The 16,399-nt window shown below is 73.4% G+C and carries 17 protein-coding genes; 6 read left to right on the top strand and 11 right to left on the bottom strand.

Annotated features, from left to right (window positions below; all coding sequences use genetic code 11):
* Positions 1-48 precede the first annotated feature (48 nt).
* Entirely contained in the window at positions 49-876 is an 828-nt protein-coding gene (locus FLX08_RS00515) for an AraC family transcriptional regulator (protein WP_244312165.1), read from the top strand.
* 1 nt (position 877) lies between these two features.
* Here the strand turns inward: FLX08_RS00515 and FLX08_RS00510 are convergent, their stop codons facing one another.
* Together FLX08_RS00510 and FLX08_RS00505 are read right to left on the bottom strand one after the other, a co-directional pair.
* Positions 878-2,044, bottom strand: a complete 1,167-nt coding sequence (locus FLX08_RS00510) for an MFS transporter (RefSeq protein ID WP_208761194.1) — start codon at positions 2,042-2,044, stop codon at positions 878-880.
* Positions 2,045-2,066: 22 nt separating this feature from the next.
* Entirely contained in the window at positions 2,067-2,528 is a 462-nt protein-coding gene (locus tag FLX08_RS00505; RefSeq protein ID WP_142615989.1) for a PPOX class F420-dependent oxidoreductase, read from the bottom strand.
* Between the two features lie 542 nt (positions 2,529-3,070).
* Here FLX08_RS00505 and FLX08_RS41820 point away from each other — a divergent pair.
* Together FLX08_RS41820 and FLX08_RS00495 are read left to right on the top strand one after the other, a co-directional pair.
* A complete protein-coding gene (locus FLX08_RS41820; protein WP_142615988.1) occupies positions 3,071-3,262 on the top strand; it encodes a DUF5999 family protein in 192 nt (63 codons plus the stop codon).
* 38 nt (positions 3,263-3,300) lie between these two features.
* Positions 3,301-3,816, top strand: a complete 516-nt coding sequence (locus FLX08_RS00495) for an ATP-binding protein (RefSeq protein ID WP_142615987.1) — start codon at positions 3,301-3,303, stop codon at positions 3,814-3,816.
* Here FLX08_RS00495 and FLX08_RS00490 read toward each other — a convergent pair.
* The 6 genes from FLX08_RS00490 to FLX08_RS00465 all read right to left on the bottom strand — a co-directional run bounded on the left by FLX08_RS00490 (position 3,779) and on the right by FLX08_RS00465 (position 10,094).
* Entirely contained in the window at positions 3,779-6,187 is a 2,409-nt protein-coding gene (locus tag FLX08_RS00490; RefSeq protein ID WP_142615986.1) for an ATP-binding protein, read from the bottom strand. The genes FLX08_RS00495 and FLX08_RS00490 overlap by 38 nt on opposite strands.
* 145 nt (positions 6,188-6,332) lie before the next feature.
* The gene (locus FLX08_RS00485; RefSeq protein ID WP_142615983.1) at positions 6,333-6,557 is read right to left on the bottom strand and encodes a hypothetical protein; all 225 of its coding nucleotides are present in this window, start codon (positions 6,555-6,557) and stop codon (positions 6,333-6,335) included.
* A 73-nt stretch (positions 6,558-6,630) separates the two neighbouring features.
* Positions 6,631-7,149, bottom strand: a complete 519-nt coding sequence (locus FLX08_RS00480; RefSeq protein ID WP_142615981.1) for an NUDIX domain-containing protein — start codon at positions 7,147-7,149, stop codon at positions 6,631-6,633.
* A gap of 57 nt (positions 7,150-7,206) precedes the next feature.
* The gene (locus FLX08_RS00475) at positions 7,207-8,187 is read right to left on the bottom strand and encodes a GlxA family transcriptional regulator (protein ID WP_167530227.1); all 981 of its coding nucleotides are present in this window, start codon (positions 8,185-8,187) and stop codon (positions 7,207-7,209) included.
* Positions 8,188-8,241: 54 nt separating this feature from the next.
* A complete protein-coding gene (locus FLX08_RS00470) occupies positions 8,242-9,489 on the bottom strand; it encodes a YbfB/YjiJ family MFS transporter (protein WP_167530226.1) in 1,248 nt (415 codons plus the stop codon).
* Between the two features lie 173 nt (positions 9,490-9,662).
* Positions 9,663-10,094: an ester cyclase gene (locus tag FLX08_RS00465; RefSeq protein ID WP_167530225.1), complete on the bottom strand. Its 432-nt coding sequence runs from the start codon at positions 10,092-10,094 to the stop codon at positions 9,663-9,665.
* Between the two features lie 139 nt (positions 10,095-10,233).
* Here FLX08_RS00465 and FLX08_RS00460 point away from each other — a divergent pair, with 139 nt between their 5' ends.
* Entirely contained in the window at positions 10,234-11,490 is a 1,257-nt protein-coding gene (locus FLX08_RS00460) for an MFS transporter (protein ID WP_244312164.1), read from the top strand.
* Here the strand turns inward: FLX08_RS00460 and FLX08_RS00455 are convergent.
* Positions 11,483-12,214, bottom strand: a complete 732-nt coding sequence (locus FLX08_RS00455; protein ID WP_142615975.1) for an MBL fold metallo-hydrolase — start codon at positions 12,212-12,214, stop codon at positions 11,483-11,485. The two genes, FLX08_RS00460 and FLX08_RS00455, sit on opposite strands and share 8 nt — an antisense overlap.
* 23 nt (positions 12,215-12,237) lie before the next feature.
* Positions 12,238-13,569 (bottom strand): FG-GAP and VCBS repeat-containing protein, encoded by a 1,332-nt coding sequence (locus tag FLX08_RS00450; RefSeq protein WP_142615973.1) that lies wholly within the window; start codon positions 13,567-13,569, stop codon positions 12,238-12,240.
* A 110-nt stretch (positions 13,570-13,679) separates the two neighbouring features.
* Between FLX08_RS00450 and FLX08_RS00445 the strand changes: the two genes are divergently transcribed.
* Positions 13,680-14,495 carry a putative RNA methyltransferase gene (locus tag FLX08_RS00445; RefSeq protein ID WP_142616318.1) on the top strand — a complete coding sequence of 272 codons (816 nt, stop codon included), beginning with the start codon at positions 13,680-13,682 and terminating at the stop codon, positions 14,493-14,495.
* Positions 14,496-14,543: 48 nt separating this feature from the next.
* On the opposite strand, the gene FLX08_RS00440 is transcribed toward FLX08_RS00445, so the two are convergent.
* Positions 14,544-15,011: an FtsX-like permease family protein gene (locus FLX08_RS00440; protein WP_142615971.1), complete on the bottom strand. Its 468-nt coding sequence runs from the start codon at positions 15,009-15,011 to the stop codon at positions 14,544-14,546.
* Here FLX08_RS00440 and FLX08_RS00435 point away from each other — a divergent pair.
* Complete coding sequence (locus FLX08_RS00435) at positions 14,955-16,379, top strand: ATP-binding protein (protein ID WP_142615969.1); 1,425 nt, start codon at positions 14,955-14,957, stop codon at positions 16,377-16,379. The two genes, FLX08_RS00440 and FLX08_RS00435, sit on opposite strands and share 57 nt — an antisense overlap.
* The last annotated feature ends 20 nt before the right edge of the window (positions 16,380-16,399 follow it).

The following is a 16,399-nucleotide window of genomic DNA, read 5'->3' as shown; positions in this document are numbered from 1 at the left end:
CGCACCCGGGCGGTCTTGTACGCTCGTGCGCCCCCGCACAATGGTGGGGTGGCACAGGATTGGTCCCGCTACTGGCGCTCTCCCGACCGGTCGCTGGAGGCCATGCACGCCCACTTCGCGCAGCACGTCTATCACCGGCACAGCCACGAGACCTACTCCTTCGGCGTCACCGAGGAGGGCCACCAGGCGTTCACCTGCCGTGGAGCCGCGCACACGAGCGTGACGGGCATGGTCATGGCGTTCAACCCGGACGACCCGCACGACGGGCACGCCGCCGACGCCCTCGGGTTCACCTATCGGATCGTCCACATCGCGCCGGAGCTGGTCACCGGCGTGCTCGGCGACGTGGCCGGGCGGGAGACGAGCCCGCCGTTGTTCCCCCACCCCGTCGTACGCGACCCGGCGCTCGCGGCCGGGCTCAGGGCACTGCACACGGCCCTGCTCGGCGGCGCCGGCGCCCTCCGCCGGGACGAGTTGCTGACCGCCGTCGTCTCCTCGATCGTCCGGCGGGCCGCCAGCCGGCCGGTGCCGGCGCGGGAGGCCACCTCCGCGGACGCCCGCCGCATCGCCGAGCGGGTGCGCGGCCACCTCCAGGACGCCCCGCTCGCCGACGTCACCGCCGACGACCTCGCCGCCGTGACCGGGCGCAGCAGGTTCGCCGTCTATCGCGCCTTCCGTGCCGTGTACGGCATGGCGCCCAGCGACTACCAGCGTCTGCTCCGGTTGCGTACGGCCCGGCGGCTGATCGCGCAGGGCCGTTCCCTGAGCGAGGCGGCGGCCGAGGCGGGGTTCGCCGACCAGAGCCACCTCACCCGGTGGTTCGTCCGCTGTTACGGCATCAGCCCGGGGAACTACCAGGCGGCCGCGGCGGCCTGATTCACGCCGCCCAGCGCCCGCGCCTGCCCGCATACGCGGCGGCACCCGCGAGCAGCCCGGCCAGCAGCAGATAACCCGAGGTCAGGGACAGCGCGGTCGCGACCGCCCCGACGAGGAGCGGGCCGCCCGCGTCGCCGATCTCCCGGCCCACCTCGGCGCTTCCCATGGTCTGGCCCATGCGCTCGGGAGGCGTGGCCTCGGCCAGAACGGCGAACCCGAGCGGAGTGACCAGGCCGATCCCCGCGCCCGCCGTCGCCGCCGCCAGGACGAGCGGGACCACGCCCGGCACGGCGGCGATCACGAAGGCCGCCGCGCAGAGCAGCAGCCCGGTGGCCAGGCCCTGGACCGCGCTGATCCTCCTCGCGTCGAGCGCCCAGCCCGCGAGCGGCTGGGCGACGGCGGCGCACGCCGCCAGCACGGAAACGGCGGCACCGGTCGTGATCGGCCCGAGCCCGTCCGCCCGGCCGGACACCGGCAGGAAGCCGACCCCCACCGACAGCGCCGCCGTCCCCGCCGCCAGGGCCGTCACCGGCCTCAGGAACCCGGGATCGGCGACACGCCGGACGAGGTCCCCCACGGTCTGCCTGGTGCGCGGCAGCGGCGGCACCCGGGGCACCGCGAAGGCCGCCCAGCAGGCCACCGCGGCGGCCAGCACGGCCATGACCGCGAACAGCGAGCGCAGTCCACCCGCCGCCACGACCGCTCCGCCGAGGAAGGGGCCGAGCGTGTAGCCGATGCTCTTGTAGAAGCCGTACGAGCCGAAGGCCCGGCCGCGCGCGGTCTCCGGTGTCAGCCGCGCGACCAGCGCGGACGCCGCGGGCGAGAACGCCGAGGCCGCCGCGCCCTGCCCCAGCCGCGCCGCCAGGAGCCACCCGGTGTCCGAAAGACCATCGAGCCGCGCCGCCACCACGTAGCCGCCCGAAGCGAGGACGAACGCGACGAGGCCGCCCACGAGCACCGGGCGCGGGCCGATCCGGTCGGCCAGCGTGCCGAACGCCGGTTTGAGCACGACCTCGGCGCCGTCATACAGGGCGAGCAGCAGGCCGAGCCGGAGCAGGGACGCTCCCGCGCCGTCGCCGGCCACGCCGAGATTGGCCGCGATGCCGTGCGCGCCGAAGGCGGTGGTGAACCCCGCGGCATACAGGGGCCACAGGCGCGCGCGGCTCACGGGCCGGTGCGGGAACGGCCCATCACGCCAGGCGCGGCGGGAAACCGCCGGTGGCCACCGGTCCCCAGGACGTCGGGGTGATCCGCACCAGCGACTTGCCCTGGCGGACCATGGCCGCGCGATACTCCTCCCAGTCGGGGTGCTCCCCGGAGATCGAGCGGTAATACTCGACCAGCGGCTCCAGGGCCTCCGGCAGGTCGAGCACCTCGGCGGTGCCGTCCACCTGCACCCACGGCCCGTCGAAGTCGTCCGACAGCACCACGACGCTCGCGCGCGGGTCACGGCGCGCGTTGCGGGTCTTGGCGCGCTCGGGATAGGTGGACACGACGATGCGGCCCTCGGCGTCGACTCCGCACGTCACCGGGGACGCCTGGGGGCCGCCGTCGCGCCTCGTCGTGATCAGGATCGCCCGGTGGCGACCACGGATGAAGTCGAGCAACTCCTCACGGGAAACCTTGTCTGCGGTCGCGATCCTGGGGCTCATGCGCTCTCCTCGCCTCCGGCTCGGAGCGGCATGAGCCAGACGCTGTGCCTATTGATTCGCTCGCTCCGCTCACTCATGCGCTCTCCTCGCCTCCGGCTCGGAGTGGCATGAGCCAGACGCTGTGCCTTTTGATTCGCTCGCTCCGCTCACTCATGCGCTCTCCTCGCCTCCGGCTCGGAGCGGCATGAGCCAGACGCTGTGCCTATTGATTCGCTCGCTCCGCTCACTCATGCCCGTCACTTTAGTGACCATCCGGAGGCGAAGGCCGGGTAGCGTCCCGAGCCCGGGATGGCGCTCGGCGGCGACCCCGAGCCGGGCCGTGGGGCCTCCGAGCCGGTCCGTTGATCGTGCAAAGGAAGTGATCTCCCTGGACGGGTGAGGGACCCGCGGCTCTTTACCTGTCCTCTACCCGACCAGCACCCACTACGTACGTATGCCTCGAACAGGTATCGATACGGGTGTTTTCCCCCTCCTCGCACCAAGGGGCAAGAAGGCAGTCTGAAAACGTCCTAAAGAGTGCATGAGAGTCAGGGGGACCGATCATGTGCCAGCACCACCCGCAGTGCCCGTCAGCGGACGCACCCGACCGCGACGCGGCCTGTCTGATCGCTTTCCACCCGGAGCAGGGATGGGGCCTGCTCTGCAACGGCGTTGTGCTCTTCGACGACAGCGGTGAGCTCATGCCGGACGGCCGTAGCATCCCGGCTCGCGCTTCTTTGGGGTGTGCCGCATGAGTCTGCTCATTCCTGTTCAGGACGATTCGTTGTCATCTGTGTCACCGTCAGCCCAGAGCGGCGAGACGCAGGCCGCCCGGCAGCGCCGGCACTCCGCGATCCGCCACCGCTGGGAGACGCTGCGGAAGCGGATCGGCGACCTCGCGATCCAGCTTGTGGAGGAACCCGACGTGGAGATGGCGTCCTGGCGACTGCCCGCCGACGCCGCTTCCGCCGGGCTGGCCCGGCGGCTGGTCCACGAGCGCCTCACCACCTGGGGCATGGAGAACCTGTCCGACGTGACCCAGCTCCTCGTGACCGAGCTGGTCACGAACGTGGTCTGCCACACCTGCTGCGGCGACCTCGTCGTACGGCTGTCCGCCGTCGAGGGGCTGCTGCGCTGCGAGGTGGAGGACAGCGACGGCACGATGCCCGAGATGGCCGCGCCCTCCTCGGGCGAGGAGCACGGGCGCGGACTCCGGCTGATCGACACGCTGGCCTGTTGCTGGGGCGCGGAGCGCACCCGCCAGGGCAAGATCACTTGGTTCGAGCTGCCGGCTTACGCCCTCCGCTGACCGGCCGGTTCTTCGTGCCGCTCACGCCGTCCGCGACCCGGCCGTCCGCGGGCTCGCTCAGCCGTTCCTTCACCCAGGCGGCGACCTGGGCGCGCGACTTGAACCCGAGCTTGTCGAGGATGTGCTCGATGTGGCCCTCCGCGGTGCGCTGAGAGATCACCAGTCTCCCTGCGATGTCCTTGTTGCTCAGTCCCTCGGCGACAAGGTGCGCGATCTCCGTCTCCCTGCGCGTCAGCGGTGCGATCCGGCCCTCGAACGGCGCGGGCGCGCGCGCGGCGGCCGGCGCCCGTTCGAGCAGGGCGTACGCCAGTGCCTCTTCCCTCGTCAGGGCCGCGCCTTTGGAGACCTCGGCCTGGAAGGCGCGCTCGCCCAGCGCCTCCCGGGTGACCGCCTCGCACTCGTCGTGATATCGGCTCATGTAGCGGAACTCCGCCAGCCGCGAGCCGACGGCCTGCCAGCAGGTCTGTACGACGCCGAGCATCCGGGCCGCCCGTTCGTACTTCTGCTCCCCGGCGGCGAACCAGGCGTGGGCCTCCAGGTTCATGCCCATGCCGAGCTGGTCGCCCATCGCCGCGTTGCGGCGCAGGCTCTCGTTATTGATCGCGCAGGCCGCGCGCATGTCGCCTCGGTGCCAGGCGTCGATCGCCAGCGCCAGCAGCGCGTACGCCCGGTGCCAGCCCTCGCCGTACAGGTCGCACAGGGCCACGCACTCCTCGGCGAGATCACGGGCGGCCGGACGGCCGAGGAACGCGTTGGCCAGGGCGAGCCGGTTGAGTGCCAGCGCGAGCCCCATGGGGTTGCCGGCGGCGCGGTGAATGGCCTCCGCCTCCTCGTACAGCCGCATGCCGCTCTCCAGGTCACCCCCGGACACGGCCGCCATGCCGGACAGGAGCGCGATGTAGCCGAGCGTCACCCGCAGCCCGAGCCGCTCGGCGATCGACGCGGCCTCCTCCAGCCGGGCGAGCGTGGTGGTGCAGTCGCCCCTCAGCAGGGAGATCCAGGCGCCCGCCCACAGGGCGTGGGCGCGCACCTCGCCGGGTTCGGTCGCGGCGGCCAGGCTCCGGTCGAACCAGCCCGCCCCCTCCGACAGGTGGTAGCCACTCCAGTGGTAGAGCAGCTCCGCGGTCATCGCCAGGCCCGTCTCGGCCTCTCCCGGCTCGCGCAGCGACCAGTCCAGGGCCTTGCGCAGGTTGGCGTGGTCGCGCTGGAGCCGTTCCACCCACGACTGCTGGGCGGCGCTGAACAGCTCCGCCCACGCCCGTGAGGTGATCTTCCGGTAGTAGTCGCGGTGGCGCCGGTGCAGCGTCGCCTCTTCCCCGGAGGCGGCCAGCAGCTCCCGGCCGAACTGCCGCACCGTGTCGAGCAGGTGGTAGCGGACCATGCCGTCGGACTCCCTGCGGAGCAGGACCGACTTGTCGACCAGCCCCGCGATGAGTTCGAGCACGTCCTCGCGGGCGATCCCGTCACCGGCGCACACCTGCTCGGCCGCCTCCAGATCAAGACAGCCGGCGAAGACCGAGACCCGCTGCCACATCAGCCGCTCCTGCTCGGTGCACAGCTCGTAGCTCCACTCGAACAGCGCCCGCAGCGTACGCTGCCGGGGCAGCGCGGCCCGCGATCCCCCGGTGAGCAGCCGGAACCGGTCGTCGAGCCGCTCCAGCAGCTGCCGCACCGACAGGGCGCGCAGCCGTACGGCCGCCATCTCGATCGCCAGGGGCAGGCCGTCGAGCCGGCGGCAGATCTCGGCCACCGCCTCCTCGTTCTCCTCGGTCACCTCGAACCCGGGGACGACCGACGCGGCCCGCTCGGCGAACAGCCGGACCGCGTCCGACTCGGCGAGCGGCACCGCCGATTCGCCGCCCGGGGCGGGCGTCGACAGCGGCGCCAGCTCGACGATCTGCTCGCCGGCGATGCCCAGCGCCTGCCTGCTCGTGGCGAGGATCCGAAGCTCGGGAAGCGCACGGACCAGCGTGTCCACGAGCACCGCGCACTCGGCGAGGACGTGCTCGCAGTTGTCGAGCACGATCAGGGTCTGCCTGCCCCGCAGGCGTTCGATCAGCGCGTCGAGCGGCGACCGGGTCGAGTGCTCGTTGACCGCCAGCGCCTCGGCCACGGCCTGCGCCAGCAGATCCGGATCTTCGAGCGCGGCCAGCTCGACGAACCGCACACCGCCGGGAAAGCTCCTGCGGACCTCCTCGGCCGCCCGCAGCGCGAGGCGGGTCTTCCCCACCCCGCCCACGCCGATCAGCGTGACCACGTGCGATGTCCCCAGAAGGCGTTTGAGCTCGGCCAGCTCGTGGCGCCGCCCCACGAAGCTGGTCACCTCCGCGGGCAGTCCGTCCTGCTCCCCCTTGGCAACTCTCGTTCGCATCGCGGTCATGACGCCCACGCCGCCCCCGTCATCCGGCACGCACCACCACGTCGTGGCACATACCAGCGTACAAACGCAGGTCAGGCCATGTTCCGTCCGCTCGTCGCGGCGTACGCCCGACGGTTCGCGCGCCCCCGGGGCGGGCTCAGCCCCTCAACCGCCGCAGGATCTGCTCGCGCCTGAGTTCCAGTTCCTCGATGAGCGCCTCCTGCTGCTCGACGTTGGTCAGCAGGGTGGCCCTTTCCGCCGGGTCCGTGGGCTCGTCCCAGCTCTGCCCGATCTCCTCGCGCATCTGCGCGGTCTCCCTGCGCAGGCGCTCGATCTGGGCCTCCAACTCCTCAAGCTCCTTCTTGAGCTCCGGATCGTCCATGCCTCACCGCCCCATCCCGTCACGGGCGTTCGCCGTGACATGTTCGTCCACCCCATTCCACGGGGACGGCAAACTATTCGACGGCGGTGACAGGGAGGTAGACGGTCTCGCCGGTCGCACGGGCCCGCTGCGCGGCCCTCAGCCGCGCCACCAGGTAGGCCGGCATGAGAGAGGCGGCCTGCTCGGCGGTGAAGAACCCGTAGTCGTCCAGCTCCTCCTCCTGCAGGACGACGCCGGTTCCGTCCTCGCCCGTTCCCCCGTCGCCCGTTCCCCCGTCGCCCGTTCCCTCGTCGTACGTGCCGCAGTCGAACAGGAAGTGGACCAGGGGGATCGGCCGGTCGTCCAGCGGCGGCACCCACTGGACCACGAGAAGGCGGCCCACCTGCCGGGTGAGGCCCAGCTCCTCGGCCAGCTCCCGGCCGCAGGCCGCCTCTGGCGACTCGCCCTCGTCGATGTGGCCGCCCGGCCAGCCCCAGTGATCGCGGTAGCCCGGCTTCACGAGCAGGACCCGCCCGGAGGAGTCGGTGAGGAAACCGGCCGCCGCGGCGGCCACCTTGAACAGCCCCGCGTAGAAGGCGTCCGCCGGGATCATCGCAGCTCCGATCTCATGCCCTGAGCCTAGATCGTGTCTGGCACGGACACTCCCCAGCTACGCGCTGGTGGTGCGGAAGCGCGACCGATACGCGGCGGGCGGCACGCCGATCTCCCGGGCGAACGCCCGCCGCATGGTCTCCGGCGAGCCGAACCCGGCACGGCGCGCGACCACGTCGAGCGGATCGTTCCCGGCCTCCAGCAGGCCCCGCGCCGTCTCGACCCGGATCAGCTCGACATAGCGGGCGGGGGTCATGCCCGTCTCCCCCTTGAACAGCCGGGTGAGCTGGCGGACGCTCAGCCCCGCCCGGGCGGCCATCGCGGTCAGCCCGTGGTCGGCGGCCGGGTCGACGGTCACCGCGTCGAGCACCTGCCGCAGGGCCCCGCCGCCGGTGCCCCCGGAACGCAGCCGCACGCTGAACTGCGACTGGCCGCCCGGCCGCTGCATGAACACCACCAGGTGCTTGGCGACCGTCCGGGCCAGGCCGGGGCCGTAGTCCTCCTCGACCAGCCCCAGCGCCAGGTCGATCCCGGACGTCACTCCGGCCGAGGTGATCACGCGGCCGTCCCGGACGAAGATGGCGTCCGGGTCGACCGTCACGCGGGGATAGCTGAGCGCCAGCCGGTCGGCCAGGTCCCAGTGGGTGGCCGCCCGGCGGCCGTCGAGAATCCCGGCCGCCGCGAGGACGAACGCCCCGGCGCACACCGACGCCGTGCACTGGGCCCGCTCCGACAGCCGGCGGATCTGGTCGAGCAGGACCGCGTCGCATTCGGTGGCCGCGACGTCCGGGCTGCCCGGCACGAGCAGCACGTCGGGCGACTCCCCGCCCAGGTCCTCCAGCGCCAGGTCGGCGCCGAGCCGGACTCCGCCGCTGGTCCTGATGTCCCGCCCGCCCGGGGAGGCCGTCCGCAGCCGGTACGTCGCCCCGTGCTCGTTGGCGACGGTGAACACCTCCAGGGGGCCGGTCACGTCCAGCAGCCGGACGCCGTCGTACACGACGACGACCACGCAGTGACCCGCCCGCGTCCGGACGCCCATGCGTCCAGTCTGCGCCACCCCCTTCCGCACCGCCGCCCTCCGCCGGAGAGCCGGTCAGGACGGGGAGTGTTCGCGCTGGAACAGGGCGGCGACGGCGGCGAGGACGAGCAGGACCGCCGACAGCCACAGGCCCCGGGCGATGCCGCCCTGGCCGTCGGACAGCAGCCCCGACACCAGGGGGCCGACGGCCTGGCCGAGCGAGAAGGCCACGGTCAGCACCGCGATGCCCGCCGTCCAGCCGTACGCGGGGAGCATCCGCCGGGCGATCACGGTGGCGGCCGTGGGACCGGCCATGAAGCTCGCGCCGAAGACGACGGCCGACAGCAGCGCGGCGGCCGATCCGGGGGTCATGAGCAGCACGGGCAGCACGCCGAGGAAGACCAGCGCGGCGACGAGGGCGGGGGCGCGCCCGCCGCGCAGCCGTCCCGCGAGGTGGCCCCAGACCGTCAGCGTGGCGACCGCCGAGGCCGCGCCGAGCACGACGAAGAACACGGAGACGATCCAGGAGCCCAGTCCCTGGGTGCGCAGCAGTGCGACCGCGAACGTCATGTAACTGACATATCCGGCGCCGAAGAGCACATACCAGACCAGCGTGGGGGCGAGGCGACGCACCTGACCGGCGGTGAGCATGGCCGCGTGCGGTCCGGTGGGCTCCGCGACCGCGCGGGCGCCGAGCCAGGCGGGCAGCAGGGCGGCGACCGAGGCCAGGCCCATCAGCAGCCAGCCGAGGCGCCAGCCGGCGTCCTGCCCGGCCGACAGCGCGGCCGGCACGACAAGCCCGGAGATCACCACGCCCGCGCCGACGCCCGCCATGTAGATCGCGACCGGCAGCGCCGCACGGCCGCGGTCGGCGCCGGTCGCGACACGCGAGGCGAGGGCGGAACCGACCACGAACGCGACCGCCGTGGTGAGTCCCCCGACGAAGCGCAGGGCGAGCAGCGCGGAAAAGTCCGCCGTGGCCGCCGTCGCGCACAGGGACAGCGCGCTCACCACGAGCCCCCACAGGAACGCGGCGCGGTTGCCGAACCGCCGCGCCCAGAAGGCGGCCGTGCCCGCGCCGATGATGTAGCCCAGCGCGTTGGCCGTGTTCATGCCGCCCGCCTGCGCGTACGACCAGTGCAGCCGCTCGTGCATGGCGGGGAGCAGCAGCGCGTAGGCGAAGCGGGTGAAGCCGAGCGCGACGACCGGTCCCGCGGCCAGGCCGAGCGCGGTGAGGGCCTGCCGGGCGGGTGACGCGCCGGCGGGCGCGGGGGATCCGGCGACGACGCCGGGGGAGACGCCGGGGGAATCGACAGGACGCATGCCATGTCCTCCTGATGAACGGGTGCAGGAATCACCTGGCATCAATGCGCCCGGCCGGGCGATCCATCGCCGCCGTATGGGACACGCATCCCTCGAATCCGGCCATGAGGGGCATGCACCGGGCGGCACGACCCGCCCGTACGCTCGCCGGGGTCCGTGCGGGAGAAGACCCCTCAGCCGGTCGGGTCGAAGGTCAGCGGCATGCGCAGCCCGAGCTGCGCGTAGAGCTCCAGCTGGTCGTAGTAGTAGCGCTGGCTGACGACGAGGTCGTTCGCTATCTGCCAGAACCAGGAGACGCGCAGAGTGGTGAAGCGTCCCGTCGCCTCCAGGACCTGGCCGTCGGCGATCAGGTAGGGCCCCCGATGGGTCCCCGTGGCCAGCAGCTCGGTCGCCAGCGCGTCACCGTGGCCGACCCTCCCCCAGAGCAGGAGCCGCAGGTCCGGAAATCCCTCCCAGATCTGCAGGATGTAGGAGGCGATCTCATCCGGGTTCCCCGCCTCCAGTTCCGGCCCGACCACCACCGCGTCCGGCGCGAAGCACCGCAGCACGGCGTCGATGTCATGGTCGTTCATCGCGGCGAGCATGCGGTCCACGACGTCGGACATCGGAGCCCCCTCTCCGGACAAGCGTATCGAAATACCGACAAACACGGAGGAAAATCCATCACCGGGACGAGTGAGCGGCGGCATACGTGAGGGACGTCACGCATGGGGCAAGAAGCGCATAACAGTAAAATTTGTGCATGTGGGGCATACGGGTGAGAACAGTCGCAAACCCCTGATCTACTGGACCGCCGGTGTGCTCGCGTACATGGTCGCGGTCTTCCACCGCCAGTCGCTCGGCGTGACGGGGATCGACGCGGCGGCGAGGTTCGGGGTCGGATCGGCGGCGCTGTCCACGATCGCGATGCTGCAACTGCTCGTCTACGCGGCCATGCAGATCCCCGTCGGCGTCCTGGTCGACCGCCTGGGATCCACGCGCATGCTGCTCGCCGGCGCGTCGATCATGGCCCTCGGACAGCTCCTGTTCGCCGTCGCCACCGGCCTCCCGGCGGCCGTCGCCGGAAGGGTGCTGGTCGGCTGCGGCGACGCGATGACGTTCATCAGCGTGATCCGGGTGGTCACGGTCTGGTTCCCGCCCCGCCGCAACCCGCTGATCGTCCAGCTCACCGGCATCCTCGGCCAGTTCGGCGCGGTCGTGTCCGCCGTGCCGCTGATCACCTCGCTGCACACGTACGGCTGGACGCCGACCTTCCTGTGGGCGGCGAGCCTGGGGGTGGTGGCGCTGGCCGCCGTCGGTCTCTTCCTGCGCGACCGGCGGCCGGACCGCGCGCCTGCGGCGCTCGGCGTGCGGGCGGCCTGGGCGGAGCCGGGCACCCGCCTCGGGATGTGGACCCACGCCGCCACCCAGTGCTCGTCCGCGGCCTTCACGATCCTGTGGGGCTACCCCTTCCTGGTGCAGGGGCAGGGCCTGTCTCCGCGGACGGCCGGCGTGCTGCTGACCACGCTGACGCTGCTCGCGATGGGCTGCGGGCCGCTGCTCGGGCACCTCGCCGGGCGCTTCCCGCTGCGCCGCTCGTGGATGGTGCTCACGGTCATCGGCGCCACGGCCGGCGCGTGGACGCTCGTCCTCCTGTGGCCCGGCCGCGCCCCGCTGTGGACGCTCGGGCTGCTCATGCTGGCACTCGCCACGAACGGCCCCGGCTCGATGGTCGGCTTCGACTACGCCCGCACCTTCAACCCGGCCGAGCGCATCGGCGTGGCGACCGGCATCGTCAACGGCGGCGGTTTCGCCGCCTCGATGTCCCTGATCGCGCTCGTCGGGATCGTCATGGACCTGCAGAACGACTTCCGCTGGGCGTTCGCCGTGCAGTATCCGATCTGGCTGCTCGGGGCCGTACAGGTGATCCGCTATCGCGCCCGCGCCCGCGCCCGCCGCCGCGCCGCTCCGCGCGCTCCCGCCGTCCCGACCATAGCAATGAGAGACCGGGTGATTACTTAAGGTGCACGAAGGGGTCGGGGAAGTGGGCGGGGGCGAGGACGGCGGCGCGGGCGAGGATGTCCGTGCGCGTCCGTACGGCGAGGCCGGGGTCCTCGTCGTACACGTAGCGGATCGTCGGGTCGGCGAGCTGGACGGGATGGTGCAGGACGTCGCCGCTCATGACGACGTCGCCCGCCTCGACGCACTGGTGGCCGGGCGTGTGCCCGGGGGCGTGCAGCACCCGGACTCCGGGCACGGGTTCCACGTCGCCGTCGACGACGTCGAGCAGGTCCCGAAGGGGATCGAGGATCAGCTCGCGCACCGGGGCGGAGGCCCACTCGGCCTCCGCTCGCTGCACGATGTGGCGGGCGTTCGGGAAGGCGGGCGCGCCACCCGCCACCGCGCCCCCCATGTGGTCGCTGTGCAGGTGGGTCAGCACCACGACGTCCACGTCCTCCGGCGTGGTTCCGGCTGCGGCCAGTTCCTCGATCAGGCGGCCGGGCAGCGGCGCCCAGGTCGCGGGCGAGTCCGCGCCGCCGATCCCGGTGTCCACCAGGACCGTACGGCCCGCCGCCCGCACCAGGTAGCAGTGGAAGTGGAGCACCCACTCCTCGTCGGGTGCGAACGCGGCACCGGCGAACATCTCGGGCAGCGGTTTGCGGACCGGATCCTTCATCGGCCCCACGGCGTCGCAGAGCGGCACGATCTCGACACCGGACACGGTTCTCGGCTCATGGTGCGGCATCGCATCACGATAGAAGAACCGGGTCAGCCGGCGAAGCCCGCGATGTCCACGAAGGTCACCCGGCCGTCGTCCTCCCACACCCACAGCCGGTGCGGATCGGGGCCGGAAGCGGCCGTCCAGCAGGTGACCAGCACCTCGGCCCGCCCGTCCCGGTCGTAGTCGCCGGCGCGCAGCGCTCCCGGCCGGCCGCCTTCGACCTCCCGGCACGAGAACGGGCCGAGAGCCCGCCGGGCGGTCAGGCCGTTCCGCAGCAGTTCGACCCGGCCGCCGTCCTGGAGCAGAAGGTCGTCCCGGCCGTCCCCGTCGACGTCCCCGGCGGTCAGCGCGCCGTGGATGCCGGGAACGTCGATCACGATCGGGGCCTGCGGCGCCCGCCCGCCGTAGACGGTGATCGCGGACGTCGCCCCGATCGTCTCGGCGCCGGGCTCGTCGTTGCGGCTCCCGTCGTCGCCCACCGCGACGTCGCGGCGGCCGTCCCCGTCGAAGTCGCCGACGGCGACGGCGTTCCCGGGGCCGAGCGGGCGGCCCCGGCCGGAAGGGACCCGCGTCAGATAGGTCGCGCCGGTCTGCTCGCCGTCGTCGGCCGCGTGGAGGATCAGCCCGGTCCGCCCGCCCGGCCTGATCCCGTCCGGGACGATCCAGGCGACGCGCCGTCCGGGGCCGTTCACCGGTCCCGGGCCGGAGAAGTACGTGCGGCTCGGTCGCCCGTTCCTGCCGAACGGCCCGTAGAGCACCGCGTAGCCGCCGATGTCGGAGACTTCCAGGTAAGGCGCGGCGAGCGCCAGATCGGCGTGCCCGTCGCCGTCGAAGTCCCCGGCGGCGGGCCAGTCCGACTCGATCCTCTCCACGTCGGGCACCGGCACCACAGGAGACAGGCCGCCCGCCGGGCCCTCGGGGCCACCCCAGACGATCCGCAGCCCTGCCCGGAGTATGACCGGGATGTCGGCGTATCCGTCGCCGTCGAGGTCGGCGGTGTCCGGCCGCCGGTGACGCGGTCCCGCGAAGTCGAACAACTCCCGCCCGCCGAACCGCACCACCGTCCGCCGCCCCGCGTCCAGACCGCCGCGTGAGCCGTACAGGACGGCGAGGACGGGGACCTGCGGCGACGCCTCCGCCGTGATCACGGCGTCCGCATAGCCGTCCCCGTTGACGTCGTCCGGCAGCGCGCTCCCCGCGCCGTACGGCACGCCTTCCGCGTCGGCCGTCACCGGCCCCGTCCGAGCGGAGGCCGGAGTGGAGCCGGTGACGATGCCGGACGACGGACGCGCCTCCCCGGCAGTGCCGCACGCGGCGAGCACGAGCGCGACGGCCAGCGCGATCCCCGTCCGTGAGGCCGTATGACCGGGACACCTCATGGCTGTTGGACGCCCGGCCCGCTCTCATGGTTCAGCGGGTGGCGGCGTGCCGCACTCCTGCAGCCGGCTTGCCGCCGGTTCGCACTCCGCTCGGGGTGGATGATGGACGGGTGCTCGCCGACGTCATCGACCATCTCGTCTGCCCGGCCTGCCGTACGGCGATCCACCTGGCCGAGGGATCGGTCGGATGCGCGCAGGGCCACTCCTTCGACGTGGCGCGGCAGGGATACGTGAACATGCTCACCCGCCCGGCCGGCACGGCCGACACGCCCGCCATGGTGGCCGCGCGGGCGCGCTTCCTGGAGGCGGGCCACTACGCCCCGCTGGCCGGCCGCCTCGCCCGGCTGTGCGAGGGCGCCGCCGTGGTCGCCGACGCCGGCGCGGGCACCGGCTACTACCTGGCCGCGGCGCTCGGCGACGCCGCGGTGGGCATCGCCCTCGACGTGTCCAAGCACGCGCTGAAGCGGGCCGCCCGCGCGCATCCCCGCATCGGCGCCGTCGTGGCGGACGTGTGGCGGCCGATCCCCGTCGCCGACGACCGCGTGGACGTGCTGCTCAATGTCTTCGCGCCGCGCAACGCGGAGGAGTTCGCCCGGGTGCTGCGGCCGGGCGGCACGCTGGTCGTCGTCACGCCCGGCCCCGGCCACCTGAGCCCGCTCGTCGAACGGCTGGGCCTGCTGAACGTGGACGAGGACAAGGACCGCCGCCTGGACGACACCCTGGGCGGCCGGTTCACCCGGATAAGCGAGGAGACCGAGGAGATCGCGCTCTCCCTCGCCCATGAGGAGATCGAGGCGGTGGTCGGGATGGGCCCGAGCGCCTGGCACACGCGCCCGGAGGAACTGGCCGCGAAGATCGGCGCGCTGCCCGGCCCGGTGCCGGTGACCGCGTCCTTCCGCATCACCCGCTGGACCATCACCCGCTGAACCCCCATCACCCCGCTGACCACCGCGTCCTGAACGATGCGGCACGGGTCACGAGCGCGGGATCGCGACGCCCCGGGTGCGGATGGTGCGGATCGCGGGGGCGACCGCCGCGGCCGCCCCCAGGAGGAAGCAGATCGCGATCACCAAGACGACCGGCAGCCACGGCACCTCGAAGGCGAAGAGCCCGGCCAGGCGCAGCAGGGCCGCCTCCAGCCCCAGCAGGCCGAGCGCCGTGGCCGCGAACCCCAGCACCACCCCGACCGCCACGACCGCCAGCGCCTCCGCGACGACATATCGCAGCACCTGCGCGCGCGTCGCGCCCAGCAGCCGCAGGCCGCCCCGCTCCGCCCACTCCGGCGCCATGCCGAGCACGGCCAGCCGGTCGAGGATCGGCCCGGTGGCCGCCGGGCCGACGAACGCGCCGGCCGCGGATGCGGCCACCGCGACGAGGGCCGCCTCGTGCTGCGCGGCGTCGGCGTCGAGACCGAGGCCGAGATCCCGTTCGCCTCGCTTCATCTGCTGCTCGGACACGGGCTCGACCGGCTGGACGCGCTGCCCGAGCCGCAGGTGGCGGCCCTGCGCGGCGCATTCGGCCTGGCCCCGGTGACCAACCGGCTCCTGGTGGGCCTGGCCGTCCTGTCGCTGCTGGCCGAGCTGGCCGAGGGCGGGCCGCTGCTGTGCCTGGTCGACGACGCGCAGTGGCTCGACCAGGAGTCGGCGCGGGCACTGCGGTTCGCGGCCCACCGGCTGCACGCCGAGGGCATCGTCATGATCTTCGCCGCGCGCGACGGCTTCGATGCCTCGGGCCTGCCCGAGCACCGGCTGCCGGGCCTCGACGCCGGCAGCACCGCCGCGCTGCTCGATCGCGCCGCCCCCGGGCTCGCCCCCGGCGCCCGCGACCGCCTCATCGAGGAGAGCTGCGGCAACCCGCTCGCCCTGCTCGAACTCCCGCGTACGGACCTGTCCGTCTACGACCGGAGCCCGCTGCCGCTGCCCGCCCGCATCCGGCAGGCGTACGAGGCCCGCATCGCCGAACTTCCCGCGGACGCCCAGAAGGCGCTGCTGGTCACCGCGCTGACCGACGGCGGCGACCTGGACGTGATCGTACGGGCGGGCCGGGAGCTCGGGATCGCGCCCGCCGCGCTCGGCGTGGCCGAGAAGTCCGGCCTGGTCAGGATCGACGGCGGGCGGGTGGCCTTCACGCATCCCCTGATGCGCGCGGCGGCCTTCCGGCACGGCACCTACGACCTGCGGCTGGAGGTCCACGCGATCCTGGCGAGGCTGCTCGCCCATCAGCCCGACCGGCGGGCCTGGCACCTGGCCGCCGCCGCCACCGGCCCCGACGAGACGGCCGCGCTGGCGCTGGAGCAGGCCGCGCGGCGGGCCAGGGAGCGCGACGGCAACGCCGGCGCCTGCGCCGCACTCGAACGGGCCGCCGAGCTCACCGAGGACCACGCGCTCAGGGCGGGCCGACCGACCGAGGCCGCGCCACCAGATCCAGGCCGTCTACTTCGCCCCCGACCAGATCGAGGCCGCCGTACGGCTCGGGCTGCCCGCGCCCGAGCCGCTGCGCCGGTTCGAGGAGTGGGCGACGGCCTCGGGACAGGACTGGGCGCTGGCCGTCCTGCACCGCTGCCGCGCCCTGCTCGAACCCGGCTGGGAGCGGGCGCACGAGGACTTCAGCGCCGCCGTACGGCTTCACGCCGGCAGCGGCCGTCCCTGGGAGGCGGCCCGCACCAGGCTCGCCTTCGGGGAGCGCCTGCGCAGGGAGCGCGACAAGGGCAGCGCCCGGCCGCATCTGCGGGCGGCGTGGGAGACCTTCGAGCGGCTGGGCGCCCGTCCGTGGGCCGAGCGCGCCCGCGGCGAGCTGCGCGCCACCGGTGACACCAGCTCCCCGGCCGTGC

This window comes from Microbispora hainanensis (assembly GCF_006874475.1).
Classification (GTDB): domain Bacteria; phylum Actinomycetota; class Actinomycetes; order Streptosporangiales; family Streptosporangiaceae; genus Microbispora; species Microbispora hainanensis.
Note: the sequence above shows the minus strand (reverse complement) of the source record. Positions and strands in the feature narration are given on the sequence as shown.

What these genes read in the sequence shown, in the direction of transcription:
- FLX08_RS00505 (WP_142615989.1), bottom strand. Translation starts at nt 2,528, where the DNA reads ATGAGCCCCAGGATCGCGACCGCAGACAAGGTTTCCCGTGAGGAGTTG.
- FLX08_RS00465 (WP_167530225.1), bottom strand. Translation starts at nt 10,094, where the DNA reads ATGTCCGACGTCGTGGACCGCATGCTCGCCGCGATGAACGACCATGAC.
- FLX08_RS00480 (WP_142615981.1), bottom strand. Translation starts at nt 7,149, where the DNA reads ATGATCCCGGCGGACGCCTTCTACGCGGGGCTGTTCAAGGTGGCCGCC.
- FLX08_RS00440 (WP_142615971.1), bottom strand. Translation starts at nt 15,011, where the DNA reads ATGAAGCGAGGCGAACGGGATCTCGGCCTCGGTCTCGACGCCGACGCC.
- FLX08_RS41820 (WP_142615988.1), top strand. Translation starts at nt 3,071, where the DNA reads ATGTGCCAGCACCACCCGCAGTGCCCGTCAGCGGACGCACCCGACCGC.
- FLX08_RS00455 (WP_142615975.1), bottom strand. Translation starts at nt 12,214, where the DNA reads ATGCCGCACCATGAGCCGAGAACCGTGTCCGGTGTCGAGATCGTGCCG.
- FLX08_RS00475 (WP_167530227.1), bottom strand. Translation starts at nt 8,187, where the DNA reads ATGGGCGTCCGGACGCGGGCGGGTCACTGCGTGGTCGTCGTCGTGTAC.
- FLX08_RS00490 (WP_142615986.1), bottom strand. Translation starts at nt 6,187, where the DNA reads ATGCGAACGAGAGTTGCCAAGGGGGAGCAGGACGGACTGCCCGCGGAG.
- FLX08_RS00485 (WP_142615983.1), bottom strand. Translation starts at nt 6,557, where the DNA reads ATGGACGATCCGGAGCTCAAGAAGGAGCTTGAGGAGTTGGAGGCCCAG.
- FLX08_RS00450 (WP_142615973.1), bottom strand. Translation starts at nt 13,569, where the DNA reads ATGAGGTGTCCCGGTCATACGGCCTCACGGACGGGGATCGCGCTGGCC.
- FLX08_RS00470 (WP_167530226.1), bottom strand. Translation starts at nt 9,489, where the DNA reads ATGCGTCCTGTCGATTCCCCCGGCGTCTCCCCCGGCGTCGTCGCCGGA.